The organism is Pseudomonas grimontii, assembly GCF_007858185.1.
Lineage (GTDB): Bacteria > Pseudomonadota > Gammaproteobacteria > Pseudomonadales > Pseudomonadaceae > Aquipseudomonas > Aquipseudomonas grimontii.
This window is the reverse complement of record NZ_VFES01000005.1, coordinates 80,743-96,085: the sequence shown is the minus strand read 5'-3', so window position 1 is coordinate 96,085 and position 15,343 is coordinate 80,743. Positions and strand designations below refer to the sequence as shown.

Genomic DNA, 15,343 nt, shown 5'->3' with positions numbered 1-15,343 from the left:
CTGAAAAACTGTGAGATAAATCGTTACGCTGAATACGAGCCCGGATGGATCAGCGCATCAACCAGCCACCCGCCACATCCAAAACTTGGCCCGTGATGAAGTCGCTGTCGTTTGAAGTCAAAAAGCATGCTGCTTTAGCTACCTCAAGTGGCGTTCCAAGACGGCCCAACGGAGTCTCATCAACGACTGCCTGGTTCGCCTGCGCAGAAACGGTTTTAAGAAGCGGCGTTTCGATGCGTCCCGGAGCCAGTGCGTTTACAGTAATGCCATAGGGCCCGAGCTCGCCTGCCAGGTGACGGGTAAAACCGATAATCGCGGCTTTAGTAGCGCTGTAATGCGCCGCGACAATAGGCAAATAGGCGCTGCCGGCGACGGAAGACATGTTCACGATTCTTCCAAAGCCGCGCTCAACCATTCCCGGCGCGATTGCCCTAACCAGGTTGAACGAGCCAGTGAGGTTGATGCCGACGACCCTTTCCCATTCCAGAGGATCCATTTCCCAAATCGGTGCGGGTGCGCCCTGATGTTTGGGTGACACGCCTGCATTGTTGATCAAGGTGTCGATCGGGCCGAGCTGCTCACTAAGCTCAAGACAGGCTCGACTGCATTGAGCGAAATCTGATACGTCAGCTTTAGCCCAAGCCACCAAATGTCCGGCAGCACTGAGTTGCCGGGAAAGCTCGGAAACTGACTGTTCGTCGAAATCTACCAAGGCAACCCGCGCGCCCTCCTCGCAATACAGCCAGGCAAGTGAGGCACCGATGCCCCCTCCTGCCCCAGTAATGAGAACTGTGCGTCCTGAATGTCGAAGATTCGTCATGCCAAATTCCCCGCGCTGAAAAAACAGAAACAAGACGCGGTGATGCTCACACGCGTCCAATGCCGCACTGGCTGATCGAAAATTTCGGACTCATGTAGGCGGGTTCTTTTAGGAGATTTGCGTGGCGAAGCCAGTGCCCCCGTGCCGGAGCGGTCGGTGACTTTAGATAAGAGAGTGGCGAGGGCAGCCGGCGTGGTTGACCGAGCGAGGGCTAATGATGCAGTGATCATTATGATCTCCAGACTTGCCTAGGAAAACGGCAAATATGAATCGTTTCATTCACGCAGACTGTGGGCCTAAGCCAACAAAATCCGAGTTATTTTCACGACTCTATTTTTTGTATTTATTCTCGAAAGAGATATTTATGAAGCGCTTCATTTTTATTCGGATATTTCACCGCTGTCAAGCGGTCTGCATGGTCACTTCCACAGCGAGGAGCGCCAGTAGTTCCTACGAAACGCAGTCATGAGCATCTGCGCCAATCATATTGAGGATGTGGAAAACACCGGCGCACTAAGCCTCTGAGGCACTGGCTCCTTTGGCAAATGCATGGAATACAGGCGCAGTGCCCACGCCTGGAAATCGATGCTCAAGTGAAATGAATACGCGATGCATATGATAGGCATCGACTAGCCGCGCGGGCTTCGCTCACGGGTCAGGCAGAGTGAATGCCTTCCGCAGAATGCTGCTCCCACGGTGGGCATGGTGACCAAGCCTCCACGAGCTTATCGATGAAGAGTCGAATTTTTGGGGAGAGGTGCCGCTTGCTAGGGTAGATCACCCGAATAGGCTCTGCGGCCTCTGCATACCCAGCGAGCAATTGAACAAGCTTGCCGCTCCTCAAATCGTCGTTCACCACGTAGGAAGGAAGAGTCGCGATGCCCAGGCCAGCTACAGCTGACTGGTGTAATGACTCAGCACTGTCCATCTGTAGCCTTCCACCATGAGTAACGGACACAGAACTACCATTCACGCGAAAATTCCAAGGAAGCAATCTCCCACCGCTCACGAAATGCAGGCACTGGTGCTCGGATAAATCCTCCGGCGTTTTAGGCTCGGCATGCTCAGCCAAATATTTGGGGGAAGCGCAGGTAATCATTTGCTGATAGGCCACAGTGCGCGTTAACAACCGAGAATCTTCCTTCGGTGGGCCGATGCGCATGGCCAAATCAAATCCCTCATCGATCAGATCGACCAGCCTGTCAGAAAAGGTGATATCCACGCTCAGGGAGGGCCAATCCTTAAGGCAGCACTCAATGTGCTGAAGGACATGAAGTCTGCCCAGTGCAACCGGCAGACTCATCCGCAGTCGCCCACTGGGTGTCGAACGACGAAACGCAAGGGCATCCTCCACGTCGTCCAGATCCTGAAGAACGCTCACACAGCGCTCATACAGAACCTGGCCGTCATCCGTCATGCTTAAACTGCGCGTAGTGCGATTCAGTAAACGTACCTGTAAACGAGCCTCGAGCCTGACTATCGACTTCCCCACTGCAGAGCGCGTAAGGCCAAGCTGTTTTGCCGCCGCAGTGAAGCTTCCAGCGTTTACCGAGCTCACAAACGCGGCAATATCATTCAGGTTATGGAGTTCCATACGGCCTCGGTGGTCTCAACGTTCGGGCGGCTTAGCACCTGTTATGGGGAACCCTATTCCCCAATAGTAAGCATAGTATCTCAATTAGCTAATCCACTCCCAACGATCAATTGAGGTCATTATGAACACTAAAGTCCAAGCAGCCGTCCAAACCTGGGCCAATAGCCTTAGCGATCTGGTACCCGTTCTTAAGGGAATCGATACCACCACAAAAATGAGCGACATCCGCGACTCTTATGCAAAAATGCTCGCGCAAAATCCAGCGCCAGCTGGCGTTAAATTCGAAGCAGTCGACATGGGTGGCGTACCCGGCACACTGGTTACTCCGGACGAGATCAAAACCGACGCGGTCGTGATGTACATCCACGGCGGCGCCTACATTGTAGGACGTCCAGACGGCTACCACGGTATCGGCGGCAACTACGCGAAAATGCTCGGTGCTCGTGTATACATGCCGGACTACCGCCTCGCTCCTGAGCACAAGTTTCCAGCATCTATTGACGACACATTGCGCGCTTACGAATGGTTGCTTGAGCAGAAAATTCCGGCTAACAAAATCGCGTTCTCTGGCGAGTCGGCTGGGGGCGCAATGGTTGTCAGCGTCATGGTCGCGGCTAAATCGAAAGGGCTTCCATTGCCTGCGGTTGGCTCCTCCATCTCACCATGGGCGAACCTTGAACACACCGGTGCTTCCATGAGCAACCGTGAAGGTCTGGATCCTCTGAACTCCAAGCCTGTCTTGGACATCCTCGCCAGAGCATTCCTAGGCGACACATTGGCCAATCATCCTCTGGCCTCACCTGTGTTCGCGGACGTCACCGGTCTTCCACCAATCTTGGTGCAGATCGGCGAGAACGAGCTGATGTTGAGTGATGCAATGCGCCTTGCAACTCACCTGGCTGATAACCGAGTTCGCGTGAACCTGGAAGTATGGCCTGCGATGTTCCACGCCTGGCACTTCTACGCCACCATGCTGCCAGAAGGTCAGCAGGCTATGGAGAGTTCCGTTCGCTTCATCGAGGCTGGCTTGGCCGACGCTAACCGCTAAAACGCAGGACAACCGCGATAGCTTTGTGGCTGTCGCGGTTTTGCTCATTCCTGTTTCTATAAAAGCTTCATCAGGCTATTCAGAGAGCCTGAGCAAGCGCCCTGCCCAACCCCATAAATTTCACCAAACGCCCCTTCTTGGCAGGCCGTGTCCACTGAACTCAGAAGATGGTTTTTCCGATGACACCAGACCGCAGCACGATCAACCCAAGGGTCTATGCGCTGACCTTCACTGCATTTGTAATGCTCTCCTCTGAATTTATCGTCGCAGGTTTACTACCTGAAATTGCAACATCGCTGGCCATCACTATTGGCGCGGCGAGTGGGCTGGTGACAGCTTTTGCTTTAGGCATGGGCATCAGCGCGCCCATCATTGGTGTGCTAGCACACCGAGCCTCGAAACGATCCCTGCTCATCGCCGCGTGCGTGGCACTTGTTCTCGGGAATGGGATTTCCGCAGTCTTTAGCGACTACTACATCATCCTCATTGGTCGCGTACTAGGAGGAATCGGTGTTGCTGTTTTCTGGACAAACGCCGCTTTGGCCGCGAAGTCACTGTCGCAAGGCCGCAATGAAAGCATGGCGATTGGTAGAGTCTTGGTAGGAATCTCGATCGCATCGGTCGTAGGCGTCCCAGTCGGCAAACTCATCGCTGACGCCACCAATTGGCGGATGGCAATGTGGATGATGACAGCGCTGAGCAGTGTGGCTTTGCTAACCGTGTGGATTTGGGTGAGGCCTACAGAAGAGTCGCGGCAGAAAGAAAATCTGCGCGACACCCTCCGTGTAGCCTTCAAGCCTGACGTCTCAATGACCTTGGTCAGTTCATGCTTAATGTTTGCTGGCGTTGCTTCGGTATTCAACTTCTTGGCTACCTTCCTGGAAAAGGAGACCGGCTTCGTTGAGATGAACGTCACACTGATCCTATGTCTCTACGGAGTCGCAGACATTGCGAGCAATTTGATCCTATCCAAACGCGTGAAAGATGATCTTGAGCCACTGTTCAGACGGGTCTTGGTGACCATGGCCGTGGGCATGTGCGCCCTGTCAGTGTTTGGCAATCTCACATGGGCTGTCCCACTCGCCGTCATCATCGTTGCCAGCAGCCACGCTGGTGTCAGCCTGCTTATCGGAATAGACGTGCTAAAAAGGGCTGGGAACGCTGGTCAGTTGATCAACGCCATAAACGTATCAATGATAAATCTAGGCATCGGCATTGGTGCAGTCATCACTGGGTTGCTGGTAGATCGCGTGGGCGTTAGCTGCATAGGCTGGGTTGGCGCATGCTTCATTGCTCTGGCGCTGTGTACCCGATGGAAAATCGAACGCAGCCACCAACAGCATAGTGGCTGAGCCGTAAACGGATGCTTGAAAGTGCCTGAGCTTTAAGGAAGCGCCGGCCAATGCGGGACATGGCGCGTCGATACACAAGCTTCACGGGTTCAGCGGGCTGACTGCTGGAACTAACGCTCTGCTATCGCACTAATGAAAAGACACCCTGGGCCCTTTTGTACTCAAATCAAAATCACTCGGTCAGCCAGGACTCAACGATGGCGGATCCATGTTCTCTGCTCTAAGTTTTATACGCCCCACTCAATACGCGAATTCATGCCCCAGCTCACTTTCCATCCACTCTAAAAATCGTCTGACGCGCGGAAAGCTGGAGTGCGCTTTTGGGAACACAAGATGATGAGCGGCTACCGGCGCGCTGAGTGATTCGGGCGCGACCTCGACCAACGCGCCCGAGGCCAGGTACTTCTGTGCGAGCAGCGTACTTTCAAGTGCGAATCCAAGCCCGTGGCTGGCGGCTTCCAGTGACATGTAAGATCGATCAAAGCTCAACGCGTAAGGTCTTTCCGGTCGAGCCAAACCATGTTGGGCAAACCATTGGGGCCACTTGAGTAGCGTGGCTTCAGACAACACCAAATCACAATCCAGTAAATCCGAAGCAACCTGGATGGGTCGTTGCGCAAGCAATTTCGGTGAGGTCAGGACGGCGAATTTTTCATTTTGTACTGTACGAACCTCATAGCTTGGCCAGTTGGGCATGCCATGACGGATATCCACATCAATCTTGTCGCGGCTGAAGTGCAAAGACTCGTATGAGCATGACAGGTTGAGCTGAATATCGGGATTACTCGCGCGAAACGCCTCCAATCGCGGCATCAGCCAGAGCAGGCCGAAGCTAGGCGACGAATGCAGCCGAAGACAGTCGAGACTGACATCGCTGGCAGCACGCTCGGTCGCCACTGCAAGGCTGTGGAGGATCCCGGAGACTTCTTTCAGGTACTGCTCCCCCACCGGAGTCAGGGAGACACCACGTGCCGCTCGCACGAATAATTGCCTGCCAATCATCCCCTCAAGCTTGGCCAACTGATGACTAACTGTTGGCGCTGCCTCTGGATTGACCCAGTTGCCGACGCAAGACTGCCCCATCTCCAAACCTGCAAAAATCCAGCATAGACAATGATTCAGGAGGAGTCAGAATGGGGCAGTGAAATCTCGGCAACTGGGTCACCTCGGCATCGGCTCCGACAGGTTGCGGACTCGGACAAACGGCACAGTTCAGTTTCGGATGATTAGAGGCGACCATGGCGCAACGACAGATCTTGAGGGGCGGCACCTTGGACGAGGCTATCGACGCCCTCCTCGCTCAAATGATTAGCTTAGGACTGGAGCTCGCGCCTAAGGACGGCGGAGAAAACTAGGTCTATGAACATCAATCGATGAACAGCCGCATTCATTTCTGGAGCATTAAGCCAGCGTTGTTCGACCCATAAGCGATTCATGAACATCTGACATCGCCCACTTGTTAAATCATGTGCTAGGTTGTATGAGCTCGTAACTCACTGATTCGACGGCGTGCATCTATAGGACTCTATAGATCGCGGAAATCACCTGCATCGTTGCGTCTTCGATCGTTCCTTCATTACGGCATAACACCCAACCGTGATCTGCAATTGCTCGCTCGAATGCCTTGGTGCAAGCGACATGTTCTTCCAGCTTATGGATCACGGTACTGCTCAGCCCGCGCCGTCGTGCCGCGGCCCTCGCCCATGAAATATCAGGCTCGGTGACAATCCCGACATGCAGGTCTGGGACTCGCACGTTTCGATCAATGTTCAACTGCAGGATCTCTGCAAACGGAATTATCCGGCGAAACGCGGCATCAGACGGGTACCAGCGATCGATCAGGATGATGCTGTCTGGTGGTTGTTTAGCCAGCACATGCTGGGAAATCCAGGTACGGCTATCCGCAAAGCGTTCACAGACCCGCAGCTCCAACTCCCGGGAGGGACTTCTGACGAGCGTGTTAACCAGGGCCATTGTTCCCTCCCGGTAGGGATCGCTTTTTTTCTCGCAAAGTCGGATCACCTTTTTGTTGTCTGCCCTCAGTACTTTCGTAACGGCTTCCAACAGCGTGGTTTTACCGGTCCCCTTGGGTCCATCTAGAGAAACAAATAGCGGACGATTCATTATGTTGATACCGAAGTTGGCTTCTTCCCGCAGCACCGCTTCAAGCCCCTTATTGGCGCTCGTTATACAGGCAAATGACGGAAGGCAAGAAATAGAAAGCAGCTAGGGGTACACGCCAAGGTTACCCGGCCAATTATGACATCGCCCTTTGGTAAGTCGACGACGGGATTCACCTGAATCGGGAAATGGTTGCCGCAGCGAAGAACGACACCCACTTCGTCAATATGGGGATAGGACCTGACGGATTGTCCGCCGACAGCGCCTTGTCCCCTGTTTTTGCCCTATCTGATCTAAATCAATCCGACGCGGGGTCTTCACGCAGACATTAAACGCAGCAGTCGCCCCCTCACGTTCGAAGGGTGCAGAAACGCTCGTTTCGTGGAGATTCCCCATGGCTACGCATTTGCAAGGCACCCAACCGGTTGTCCCGCCTGTTGCCCAGTCGTCTGCGGGCAGCGTGCGAAAGGTAGAGCCCAAACGTTTGTCACTTAGCCTGCTGATTGCCCTGGTGGTCGGCTCGATGATCGGCAGCGGCATTTTCAGTCTGCCGCAAAACATGGCCGCCAGCGCAGGCGCAGGCGCCATTCTGATTGGTTGGTTGATCACCGGTGTCGGCATGCTGTCGTTGGCCCTGGTCTATCAGACCCTGTCCGACCGCCAGCCTGCCCTGGACAACGGCGTGTTTGCCTACGCCCGTGCACTCGGCGGTGACTACCTGAGTTTCAATTCCGCCTGGGGTTACTGGATCAGTGCGTGGATCGGCAACGTCAGTTACCTGGTGATCCTGTTTGCGGCACTGAGTTACTTCTTTCCGCTGTTTGGCGAAGGCAACAACAAAGCGGCCATCGCTGGTGCGTCCGTGGTGTTGTGGTCGCTGCACTGGATGATCCTCAGGGGCATGCGCACCGCTGCGCGGGCCAATGCGCTGACGACGGTGGCCAAGATCGTACCGTTGCTGCTGTTTATCGGCCTGGTGATCGCGGCGTTCCAGCGTGAGACGTTCAGTGTCGATTTCTGGGGCGCGTCCACCTTGGGCAGCACTCTCGATCAAGTCAAAAGCACCATGCTGGTCACCGTCTGGGTGTTCATCGGTATCGAGGGCGCCAACGTGTTTTCTGCTCGTGCGGCGGAGCGTGCCAACGTCGGGCGCGCCACGGTGATCGGTTTTGTCATCACCCTGGTGTTGCTGATAGCCGTGTCGTTGTTGTCCCTGGGCGTGCTCAAACAACCGGAACTCGCCGCCCTGAAAAATCCGTCGATGGCTGGCGTGCTGCAGGTCGTCGCGGGGCCTTGGGGCGCGGTGTTGATCAGCATCGGCCTGATTGTTTCAGTCGGCGGCGCCCTGCTCGCCTGGACCCTTCTGGCGGCCGAGTCAGTGTTCACGCCAGCCAAGGAAAAGGTCATGCCGGGGGCGCTTGCCGTGGAGAACACCCAAGGCGTGCCCGCCAACGCGCTGTGGCTCACCAACGGCTGCATTCAAGTGTTCCTGCTGTTGACGCTGTATTCGAGCGCCAGCTATCTCGCGCTGATCTCCCTGGCCACCTCGATGATCCTGCTGCCATACCTGTTCAGCGGCCTGTATGCATTGAAATTGACCTGGCAGGGTGAAACCTACGCCGGCCACCGCGCCGTGCAAATACGCGACATGGCCATTGCGACGGTCGCCACGGCGTATTGCCTGTGGTTGCTCTACGCCGCCGGGCCGAAATACATGTTGCTCAGCGCCCTCCTCTACGCGCCCGGTTCGTTGATCTACCTGGGCAGCATGAAGGCCCGCCAGGGCCAACCGTTGAGCGGTCCTGAAACGGGCTTGTTGATCATCATCTGGGCGGCCGCGGCCTATGCCGGCTGGATGCTGTGGACCGGAACGCTGACCTTGTAGGGCAGGCAGCCTTTCGTACCTTTGTTCTGTCTTGGCGGCCCGTGGACCATAGGCTCACGGCCCGTCGTCAACCTGAGAAGGAGTACCGAGAGATGAGCAATTCCGTTAAAAAAATGCCGGTCACGACCGAGCATAAATCCGACCAGCCTCCAGTGACATCAGACTTCTGGCGGCCGCTGGAGAAACTGCGGCAACAGGTTGACCACCTGTTCGACGACTTCAATCGCGGCTCTAGCCTGTCGCCCTTCGGCCGGGGACTGTTCGATGTAGAACCGTTCTGGCGTCGGGAACTGATCGGTCATGGCGCGCCCGCCGTGGACATCACCGAGAAAGACAAGAGCTACGAAATCACCGCTGAAGTCCCTGGCATGGATCAGAAAAATATCCAGGTCAAACTGTCCAACGGCAGCCTGATCATCAAGGGCGAGAAGCAGGAGGACAAGGAAGAAAAACGTAAGGGTTACCACCTTAGCGAGCGTCACTACGGATCCTTCGAGCGGGTGTTCAACCTGCCTAAAGGTATTGATGCCGATAAGATCGAGGCGAGTTTCAGTAAGGGTGTACTGAGCATCTCGTTGCCGAAAAAGCCCGAGGCCATGAAAGCGGATAAAGTCGTACCGATCAAAGGCGAGTAAATCCCAGGCAGCACTGCCCCTTGCCGGGACACTGGCAAGGGGTTTTTTTTGTCCGCCTGAAGCCTGCCATGCTGGTCACGCGCGGCCCCGGCGAACACCGCAGCAAGCCCGGCAATGTGCCGGGTGCTGCACCCCTTCCCTACTTGCGGCTTGCCTTTTCAAGCATACGGCTGGCGCGATCGTTGGCTTGATCCGCCGTGCTTTGCGCCTGACTGGCCGCGATCGCTGCCTGTTCCGCTTTCGAATACGCCTCATCAGCCCTGGCCTTTGCCGACAAGGCATTGCTTTGGGCGGAGTCCAGGCGCGCGTCCACTTCTTTTGTGTGCTTGTTGCTGCAACCGGCCGACACCGCCAGAAGGATGCTGAGCAATACAACGGATAAGCGCTTATTCATGGGGATACTCCTTGAGATTAACGGCAGGAAAGAGCCTGCTGCGGCTCAAAGTATCCGGCGCCCAAAGGACAAGGCTCTGACTTTTATCAAGAACCGCCTACTCAACGGCTCACCTCATCAGATCGCTAGAATGCTGCACGGTACCTGGTACAAGACGTGCTCGGTCGTGCTGCCCAACAGCTTCTCCAGGCCTTGATACTGGACCCTGCCCATCACGATCACATCCACTTGATGTCGGGTGGCGAACTCACTTAACACCGAGACGGGATTGCCCAGGATGAAGTGGTAACGATCCGCGGGAACGCCATAGCGTTGCGCCAGTTCCAGAAACCTGACTTTCTCGGTGCTCTGCAGATCCTCCATCAGGTCGGATAGTGCCAGGCCGCCCATGTCGGTCATGTAGAGCGCGGAGATATCGCAGGCATACAGCAAGTGCAGTTCGGCATCGCATTGCAACGCCAGGTTGGTGGCCTGCTCGACGATGCGATCATTCAGCTCGCTGTTGATCGATTGAACATCCGAGGCATCAACCGCCGCCACGACCAGGCGTGGCAAGGCATGGCCACCCCCGCCTACCAGGTACACCGGAACCGGGCACTCACGCAGCAACTGCCAGTCCAGAGGGGTGAAGAACGCGCGTTTCAAGGCGGATTCGCGCTGCACTTGTTTGATCAAAAGATCGGGCTTCATTTCCGTGACGTAATCGAGGATGTCTTGCTTGATGTCATCGGCCCAAGTCGCCTGCGCCGTTACATCAATCTCGAGCGCACGAAGATTGCCGGCCTGGCGGTTCAGCCAGTCGCGATGATCCTGAAGGTAGGCGGCATGGGCATTTTCCCGCACGTCGTCGTCAAGCAACGACAGGATGTCCAAAGGCTTTGTCAGCGCGACAATGTGCAGGCTAGCACCACTGGCCTTGGCCAGGGCGGCTGCATGGCTGATCGCCGGGGAGTCGCGCAGGGCAGGATTGATGATCAGTAATAAGCATGTGTATTGGCTCATGATTCGACTCCAGAGGGATTGAAAATCTGATCCACGTCAGGAAACCCACAGACAATTGTCCTCGGTTCAGCCTATCCAGTGGATCTCAGGTGCCTTGCGTGCGACGGGCACGGGCGCAGACAGTGGATGGCCCACGATAATCGGCGCCACCGGCGTCCATTCCACGGGCAAGCCCAGCATGTGCTTGCCCTCGGGTGTATTCAGAAAGCCCTGGGCGAAGCCGATCCAGCATGTGCCCAACCCCTCGGCGTAGGCCGCCAGCATCAGGTTTTGCGCGGCCAGGGCGCAGTCTTCGACCACCCATTGATCGGGGGCGTTACCCGAGATCAGCACCAGCGACGGCGCGTGGTAGAAGATCTGAAAGCTGTCATCGCTAAGCAACGATTGGAAGTGACTGGAGTGCGACCCCACGGGCGTCGTGGCAAGCAAGCGAGCCTTGGCTTCACGGGAAATCCGATCCAGCAGCGCCTGGTCACGAATCACGGTGAACGTCCAGGGTTGCTGGTTCATCGCGCTCGGCGCCTGCATGGCGGCGTCGATCAAACGGCAGAGGACTTTTTCATCGACCGCTGCCGGCGTGTAGTCACGTGTCGAGCGCCGGCCGGAAATGGCTTTGTTCACATTCATGGGGGTATGCCTTGATAGGAATACGTTCAGCTTCTCCGATGTGGCAGTGGCAACCTTGACTTTTATCAACTAAGTCCCAGCCATACAGATCAGTGGGCCATGGCACTGTTTGACATTAATCAACACGCCCGTCTCGCCCAGCACGCAGTGTGATCAAGCGGGTACTTGCCGCGCCTGACCCGACCGCCTGCACTGCGCTGGAGATTCCCATGTTCGCTAATCCACACACTGCCGCCCTGATCGCCGAGATGGATAAAGCGCCGCCTTCGGAGCATTGGCTGGAGAAATTGCGCGACGGCACGCCTGTGCTTATTCGCCCGCTGTCGGTGGAAGACCGCATGCGTCTGTTGGTGTTTTTTCGGCGCTTATCGCCCCTGTCGCTGCGATTTCGCTTTTTGGGGGCGGTCACTCGTGTCGACGAGCGCATCATCGATGCGCTGCTGAGCCTCTCCGCGGAGGTCAGCCGTGGCTATGTGGCACTGATCCACCATGAAGGCGAGTTGCAGGTCATCGGCGTCAGCCGCTATAAGCGTTTCGCGGATGAGCGCTGCGAGTGCGCGGTTGCCGTTGCCGAAGGCTGGCAACGCAAGGGGTTGGGGCGTTTATTGCTGGGGCATCTGATCGACACCGCAAGACGTGAGGGCTTGCGCACATTGTGTTCGACGAACCTGTCGACCGATTACCCGATCCATGGTTTGTACAAGCAACTGGGTTTCACATCGGTGTATCTGGGGCAGGATTTCGAACGCCTGGTTCATGAGCTGACACTCTGAACGGGGTCGCCAACATGCGGGGGCCTCGTCCAGGGTCAAGCCAGGACAGCCTGGTGGTTGCGTTTTGCACTGCCAAGGCTAAGAAGTGCAGGCGGCCTCCTTGTACAAGTATTGTTCAAACCAGTTGCCCGTGAGCCGCGCCACGTCCGCCAGGGCACCGGGTTCCTTGAAGAGGTGTGTTGCGCCCTTGACCACTTCCAGGCGTTGTGTGCAGTGCAATGTCTGGCTGGTCTGCGCATTCAGGCGCAGTATCATCGGGTCGTCTGCGCCCACCACTTGCAAGGTCGGGGCGTTGACCAGGGGCAATGCCTGGGCCGCCAGATCGGTGCGCCCTCCTCGACTGACGACTGCCCGCACAGTGGACGAGCGGGCGGCGGCAACCATTGCCGCCGCAGCGCCCGTACTGGCGCCGAACAGACCCACACGCAGCTTGCGTAATTCAGCGTCGCGGGCAGTGGCGTTTATGACCAGGGTCAGTCGATCGGCGAGCAGTGGGATATCGAAGCGCAGCACACCGGTCAGGTTATCCCAGCGTTGTTCTGTTCTCGTCAGCAGGTCCACCACCAACGTGCCCATGCCATGGCGCGCCAAATACTCGGCGATATAGTGGTTACGCGGGTTTGAATGCCCGCCGCCACTGGCGTGAACCAGGATGACCAGGCATTCGGTCCCTTGTGGCAATCGCAAATCCCCCGCCAGCTCGAAGCCGGCAAAGTTGAACTTTCTGTATTGCAGCTCGGAGCCTGACGCGCCAACAGGAGAAGCCATGAGGTGAATACCTTCGTCTAGCTGAAGTCTCTGCGGGCTACATTGCCTTTTTGCGACAGGGGGCCCTTGATAAAAATCAAGCCCTCGCCGATCCGCGCTCAAATCAGTCGTAGAGCCGACGGAGCACGCCAGGCAGCCACTGCGGCACATCGGTTGGGCCTAAACCGGCACCCAACTCGGCAGCGGCGACACCGTTCAACCACACCCCCGCCGCTGCCGCCGAAAACCCCGGCATGCCCTGGGCCAGCAACCGTTGGATAATTGCCTTCAATACCCCATCGGCGCCCTTCCCCGTCAAGGTCGACGGCCCAGGACAGTGGAGAATGGCCCGGCCATCAGGCGCGGCGATAACCGTGTCGCGGCCTTGTATCACCACTACGGCTGAGCGACGCCGGGCATCTGCGCGCATGCGGGTAAGCGTGTCGCCCATGCCCCCAGACTCGCGTGGCAACGAGGCCTCGTGAACGATCAGCACGCCGTGGCCCTGCAGTGCCCGCTCCTCAGTTCCGGCGCGCGGCAGCTCGGCCATCCACAACGCCGGATGGTTCTCGAATGCCTGGGGGGCGATGGCATCAAGTACTGCATCGGGGGTGCCAATGTCGGCGACGATGACCTCGCCGCACAGTGTCCGACCCGGAGACAGCAGATGCCCTGGCTTTTTACGAAAAAACGTCACCGTCACAGCCGCCGCTACGGCACCCAGGGCTTCACCGGTATCTCCCATCACGCCGCTGGGTGTATCGATCGCGATAATCGGCGCGTGGCCACGGCCGGCTGCGGCCAGGGTGTCGAGCACCGGCCCCTCCAGTGCGCGGCTCAGACCTGCGCCGAACAGCGCATCGACGATCAGGTGCGCCCCTTCCAGCACCGACGGGCTCAGGGCCTTGACCTCGCCCTGCCAGCGTTGTGCATGTTGCCTCGCTTCGCCTTTCAGAGCGGCGGGATCGCCCCACATGGCCAGGGTCACCGGCCAGCCAGCCTCGGCCAGCCGTTGGGCGGTGACAAAGCCGTCACCGCCGTTGTTTCCCGGCCCGCTGAGCACCACCAGCGGCCTGGGTGTCCAGCGGCGCGCGATTTCGCCTGCGACCGCCGCACCGGCATTGCTCATCAACGCGAATGACGACACACCGGCAACGACCGACAGCCGGTCAGCCTCCGCCATCTCGCGCACCGTCAACAAGACGTTCTGCCGCCAGCCCATCGCAACCGTACTCATGGGTATTCCTGTCCTCAATCGGCACTGAAATCAATCACCACCCGAGAGGGTACATCACCGTGTTCAAGGCGCTCGAACACTTGGTTGATCGCCGACAGTGGTTGCAACTCAATATCGGCCTTAACCTTGCCCTCAGCGGCAAATGCCAGCGCTTCGGCCATGTCCTGGCGATTGCCCACGAACGAGCCTCGCACGGTGATGCAGTTGGCAACCACGTCGAACAACGCCATAGGGAATTCGCCAGGTGGCAGGCCCACCAGTACGCAGGTGCCCAGTTTGCGCGTCATCGCCACCCCCTGCTTGAACGCGCCAAGCGAGGGCGCGGTAATCAGCACGCCATGGCCGCCCCCCTGGGTCGCGGCAATCACAGCGGCCACCGGGTCGGCGCTTTTGGCGTTCACAACGGCGTCTGCGCCCAGTTGAGTCGCATGGGCCAGCTTCCGGTCGTCGATGTCCACGGCGCACACCCGCAACCCCATGGCCTTGGCATACTGCACCGCCAGATGGCCCAAGCCGCCAACCCCGGAAATGACAATCCACTGGCCGGGCCGCACATCCGCTTCCTTGATGCCTTTGTAGGTCGTCACCCCCGCGCAAATAATCGGTGCCGCCTCGCACGGCGCCAGCCCGGCGGGGATGTGCGCGACATATTCAGGGTCGGCCAGGATGTACTCGGCAAAGCCGCCGTTGCGTGTGTAGCCACCAAACTCCGCCTTGGCGCAGACGGTCTCCCAGGCTTGCAGGCAGTATTCGCAATGACCGCAGGCCGAATAAAGCCACGGCACGCCGACGCGTTCGCCCTTCTGTACGGCAGTGACGCCTTCGCCCAATGCCACGACGATGCCGATGCCCTCGTGCCCAGGGGTAAACGGCAGCGCGGGCTTGAGCGGCCAATCGCCCTTCGCCGCATGCAGGTCGGTGTGGCACACCCCGCAGGCTTCCACTTTAATCAGGATCATCCCTGGCCCCGGTACCGGGATGTCTAGGTGACGCATCACCAAGGGTTGTCCAAACGCCTCGACCACGGCGGCCAACATTTTGTTGTTCATCACGCGTCCCTCTTGCAGATGGTGCTCGCTGGCCTGGCGAATGCCGGGTCAGTCCCGAA

14 protein-coding genes and 2 pseudogenes are annotated in these 15,343 nt (G+C 57.6%); 5 read left to right on the top strand and 11 right to left on the bottom strand.

All coding sequences use genetic code 11. The features are described 5' to 3' along the window. Nucleotides 1-49: 49 nt before the first annotated feature. A complete protein-coding gene (locus FIV39_RS10330; protein WP_090404171.1) occupies nucleotides 50-820 on the bottom strand; it encodes an SDR family oxidoreductase in 771 nt (256 codons plus the stop codon). 655 nt (nucleotides 821-1,475) lie between these two features. Next, complete coding sequence (locus tag FIV39_RS10320; protein ID WP_090404175.1) at nucleotides 1,476-2,414, bottom strand: LysR family transcriptional regulator; 939 nt, start codon at nucleotides 2,412-2,414, stop codon at nucleotides 1,476-1,478. A 121-nt stretch (nucleotides 2,415-2,535) separates the two neighbouring features. Here FIV39_RS10320 and FIV39_RS10315 point away from each other — a divergent pair, with 121 nt between their 5' ends. Further along, the gene (locus FIV39_RS10315; protein ID WP_027620514.1) at nucleotides 2,536-3,462 is read left to right on the top strand and encodes an alpha/beta hydrolase; all 927 of its coding nucleotides are present in this window, start codon (nucleotides 2,536-2,538) and stop codon (nucleotides 3,460-3,462) included. 167 nt (nucleotides 3,463-3,629) lie between these two features. Further along, the gene (locus tag FIV39_RS10310; RefSeq protein WP_244176325.1) at nucleotides 3,630-4,814 is read left to right on the top strand and encodes an MFS transporter; all 1,185 of its coding nucleotides are present in this window, start codon (nucleotides 3,630-3,632) and stop codon (nucleotides 4,812-4,814) included. A gap of 240 nt (nucleotides 4,815-5,054) precedes the next feature. Here FIV39_RS10310 and FIV39_RS10305 read toward each other — a convergent pair. The 3 genes and pseudogenes from FIV39_RS10305 to FIV39_RS32980 form a co-directional block, all read right to left on the bottom strand. Beyond that, nucleotides 5,055-5,932, bottom strand: a pseudogene (locus tag FIV39_RS10305) (LysR substrate-binding domain-containing protein). Between the two features lie 397 nt (nucleotides 5,933-6,329). Beyond that, nucleotides 6,330-6,938 carry a dTMP kinase gene (locus FIV39_RS10300; RefSeq protein WP_090409975.1) on the bottom strand — a complete coding sequence of 203 codons (609 nt, stop codon included), beginning with the start codon at nucleotides 6,936-6,938 and terminating at the stop codon, nucleotides 6,330-6,332. Further along, nucleotides 6,933-7,072, bottom strand: a pseudogene (locus FIV39_RS32980) (LysR family transcriptional regulator); the annotation flags it as partial. The pseudogene FIV39_RS32980 and the gene FIV39_RS10300, both read right to left, overlap by 6 nt. Before the next feature lie 257 nt (nucleotides 7,073-7,329). Here FIV39_RS32980 and arcD point away from each other — a divergent pair. Further along, the gene (arcD, locus tag FIV39_RS10295) at nucleotides 7,330-8,820 is read left to right on the top strand and encodes an arginine-ornithine antiporter (protein WP_090404179.1); all 1,491 of its coding nucleotides are present in this window, start codon (nucleotides 7,330-7,332) and stop codon (nucleotides 8,818-8,820) included. Nucleotides 8,821-8,912: 92 nt separating this feature from the next. Further along, complete coding sequence (locus tag FIV39_RS10290) at nucleotides 8,913-9,455, top strand: Hsp20/alpha crystallin family protein (RefSeq protein WP_090404181.1); 543 nt, start codon at nucleotides 8,913-8,915, stop codon at nucleotides 9,453-9,455. Between the two features lie 139 nt (nucleotides 9,456-9,594). On the opposite strand, the gene FIV39_RS10285 is transcribed toward FIV39_RS10290, so the two are convergent. From FIV39_RS10285 to FIV39_RS10275, 3 genes are all read right to left on the bottom strand, one after another. Beyond that, nucleotides 9,595-9,849: an Lpp/OprI family alanine-zipper lipoprotein gene (locus FIV39_RS10285; RefSeq protein ID WP_090404183.1), complete on the bottom strand. Its 255-nt coding sequence runs from the start codon at nucleotides 9,847-9,849 to the stop codon at nucleotides 9,595-9,597. A gap of 117 nt (nucleotides 9,850-9,966) precedes the next feature. After that, complete coding sequence (locus tag FIV39_RS10280) at nucleotides 9,967-10,851, bottom strand: universal stress protein (RefSeq protein ID WP_090404186.1); 885 nt, start codon at nucleotides 10,849-10,851, stop codon at nucleotides 9,967-9,969. Between the two features lie 66 nt (nucleotides 10,852-10,917). Beyond that, complete coding sequence (locus tag FIV39_RS10275) at nucleotides 10,918-11,478, bottom strand: nitroreductase family protein (protein ID WP_090404188.1); 561 nt, start codon at nucleotides 11,476-11,478, stop codon at nucleotides 10,918-10,920. Nucleotides 11,479-11,687: 209 nt separating this feature from the next. Here FIV39_RS10275 and FIV39_RS10270 point away from each other — a divergent pair, with 209 nt between their 5' ends. Then, nucleotides 11,688-12,251 carry a GNAT family N-acetyltransferase gene (locus tag FIV39_RS10270; RefSeq protein ID WP_090404190.1) on the top strand — a complete coding sequence of 188 codons (564 nt, stop codon included), beginning with the start codon at nucleotides 11,688-11,690 and terminating at the stop codon, nucleotides 12,249-12,251. Nucleotides 12,252-12,329: 78 nt separating this feature from the next. Here FIV39_RS10270 and FIV39_RS10265 read toward each other — a convergent pair whose 3' ends face one another. The 3 genes from FIV39_RS10265 to adhP form a co-directional block, all read right to left on the bottom strand. Then, nucleotides 12,330-13,019, bottom strand: a complete 690-nt coding sequence (locus FIV39_RS10265) for a dienelactone hydrolase family protein (RefSeq protein WP_090404192.1) — start codon at nucleotides 13,017-13,019, stop codon at nucleotides 12,330-12,332. Between the two features lie 103 nt (nucleotides 13,020-13,122). Continuing rightward, nucleotides 13,123-14,235 carry an NAD(P)H-hydrate epimerase gene (locus FIV39_RS10260; protein WP_090404194.1) on the bottom strand — a complete coding sequence of 371 codons (1,113 nt, stop codon included), beginning with the start codon at nucleotides 14,233-14,235 and terminating at the stop codon, nucleotides 13,123-13,125. A gap of 14 nt (nucleotides 14,236-14,249) precedes the next feature. Beyond that, nucleotides 14,250-15,284 carry an alcohol dehydrogenase AdhP gene (gene adhP, locus FIV39_RS10255; protein WP_090404196.1) on the bottom strand — a complete coding sequence of 345 codons (1,035 nt, stop codon included), beginning with the start codon at nucleotides 15,282-15,284 and terminating at the stop codon, nucleotides 14,250-14,252. Between the last annotated feature and the right edge of the window lie 59 nt (nucleotides 15,285-15,343).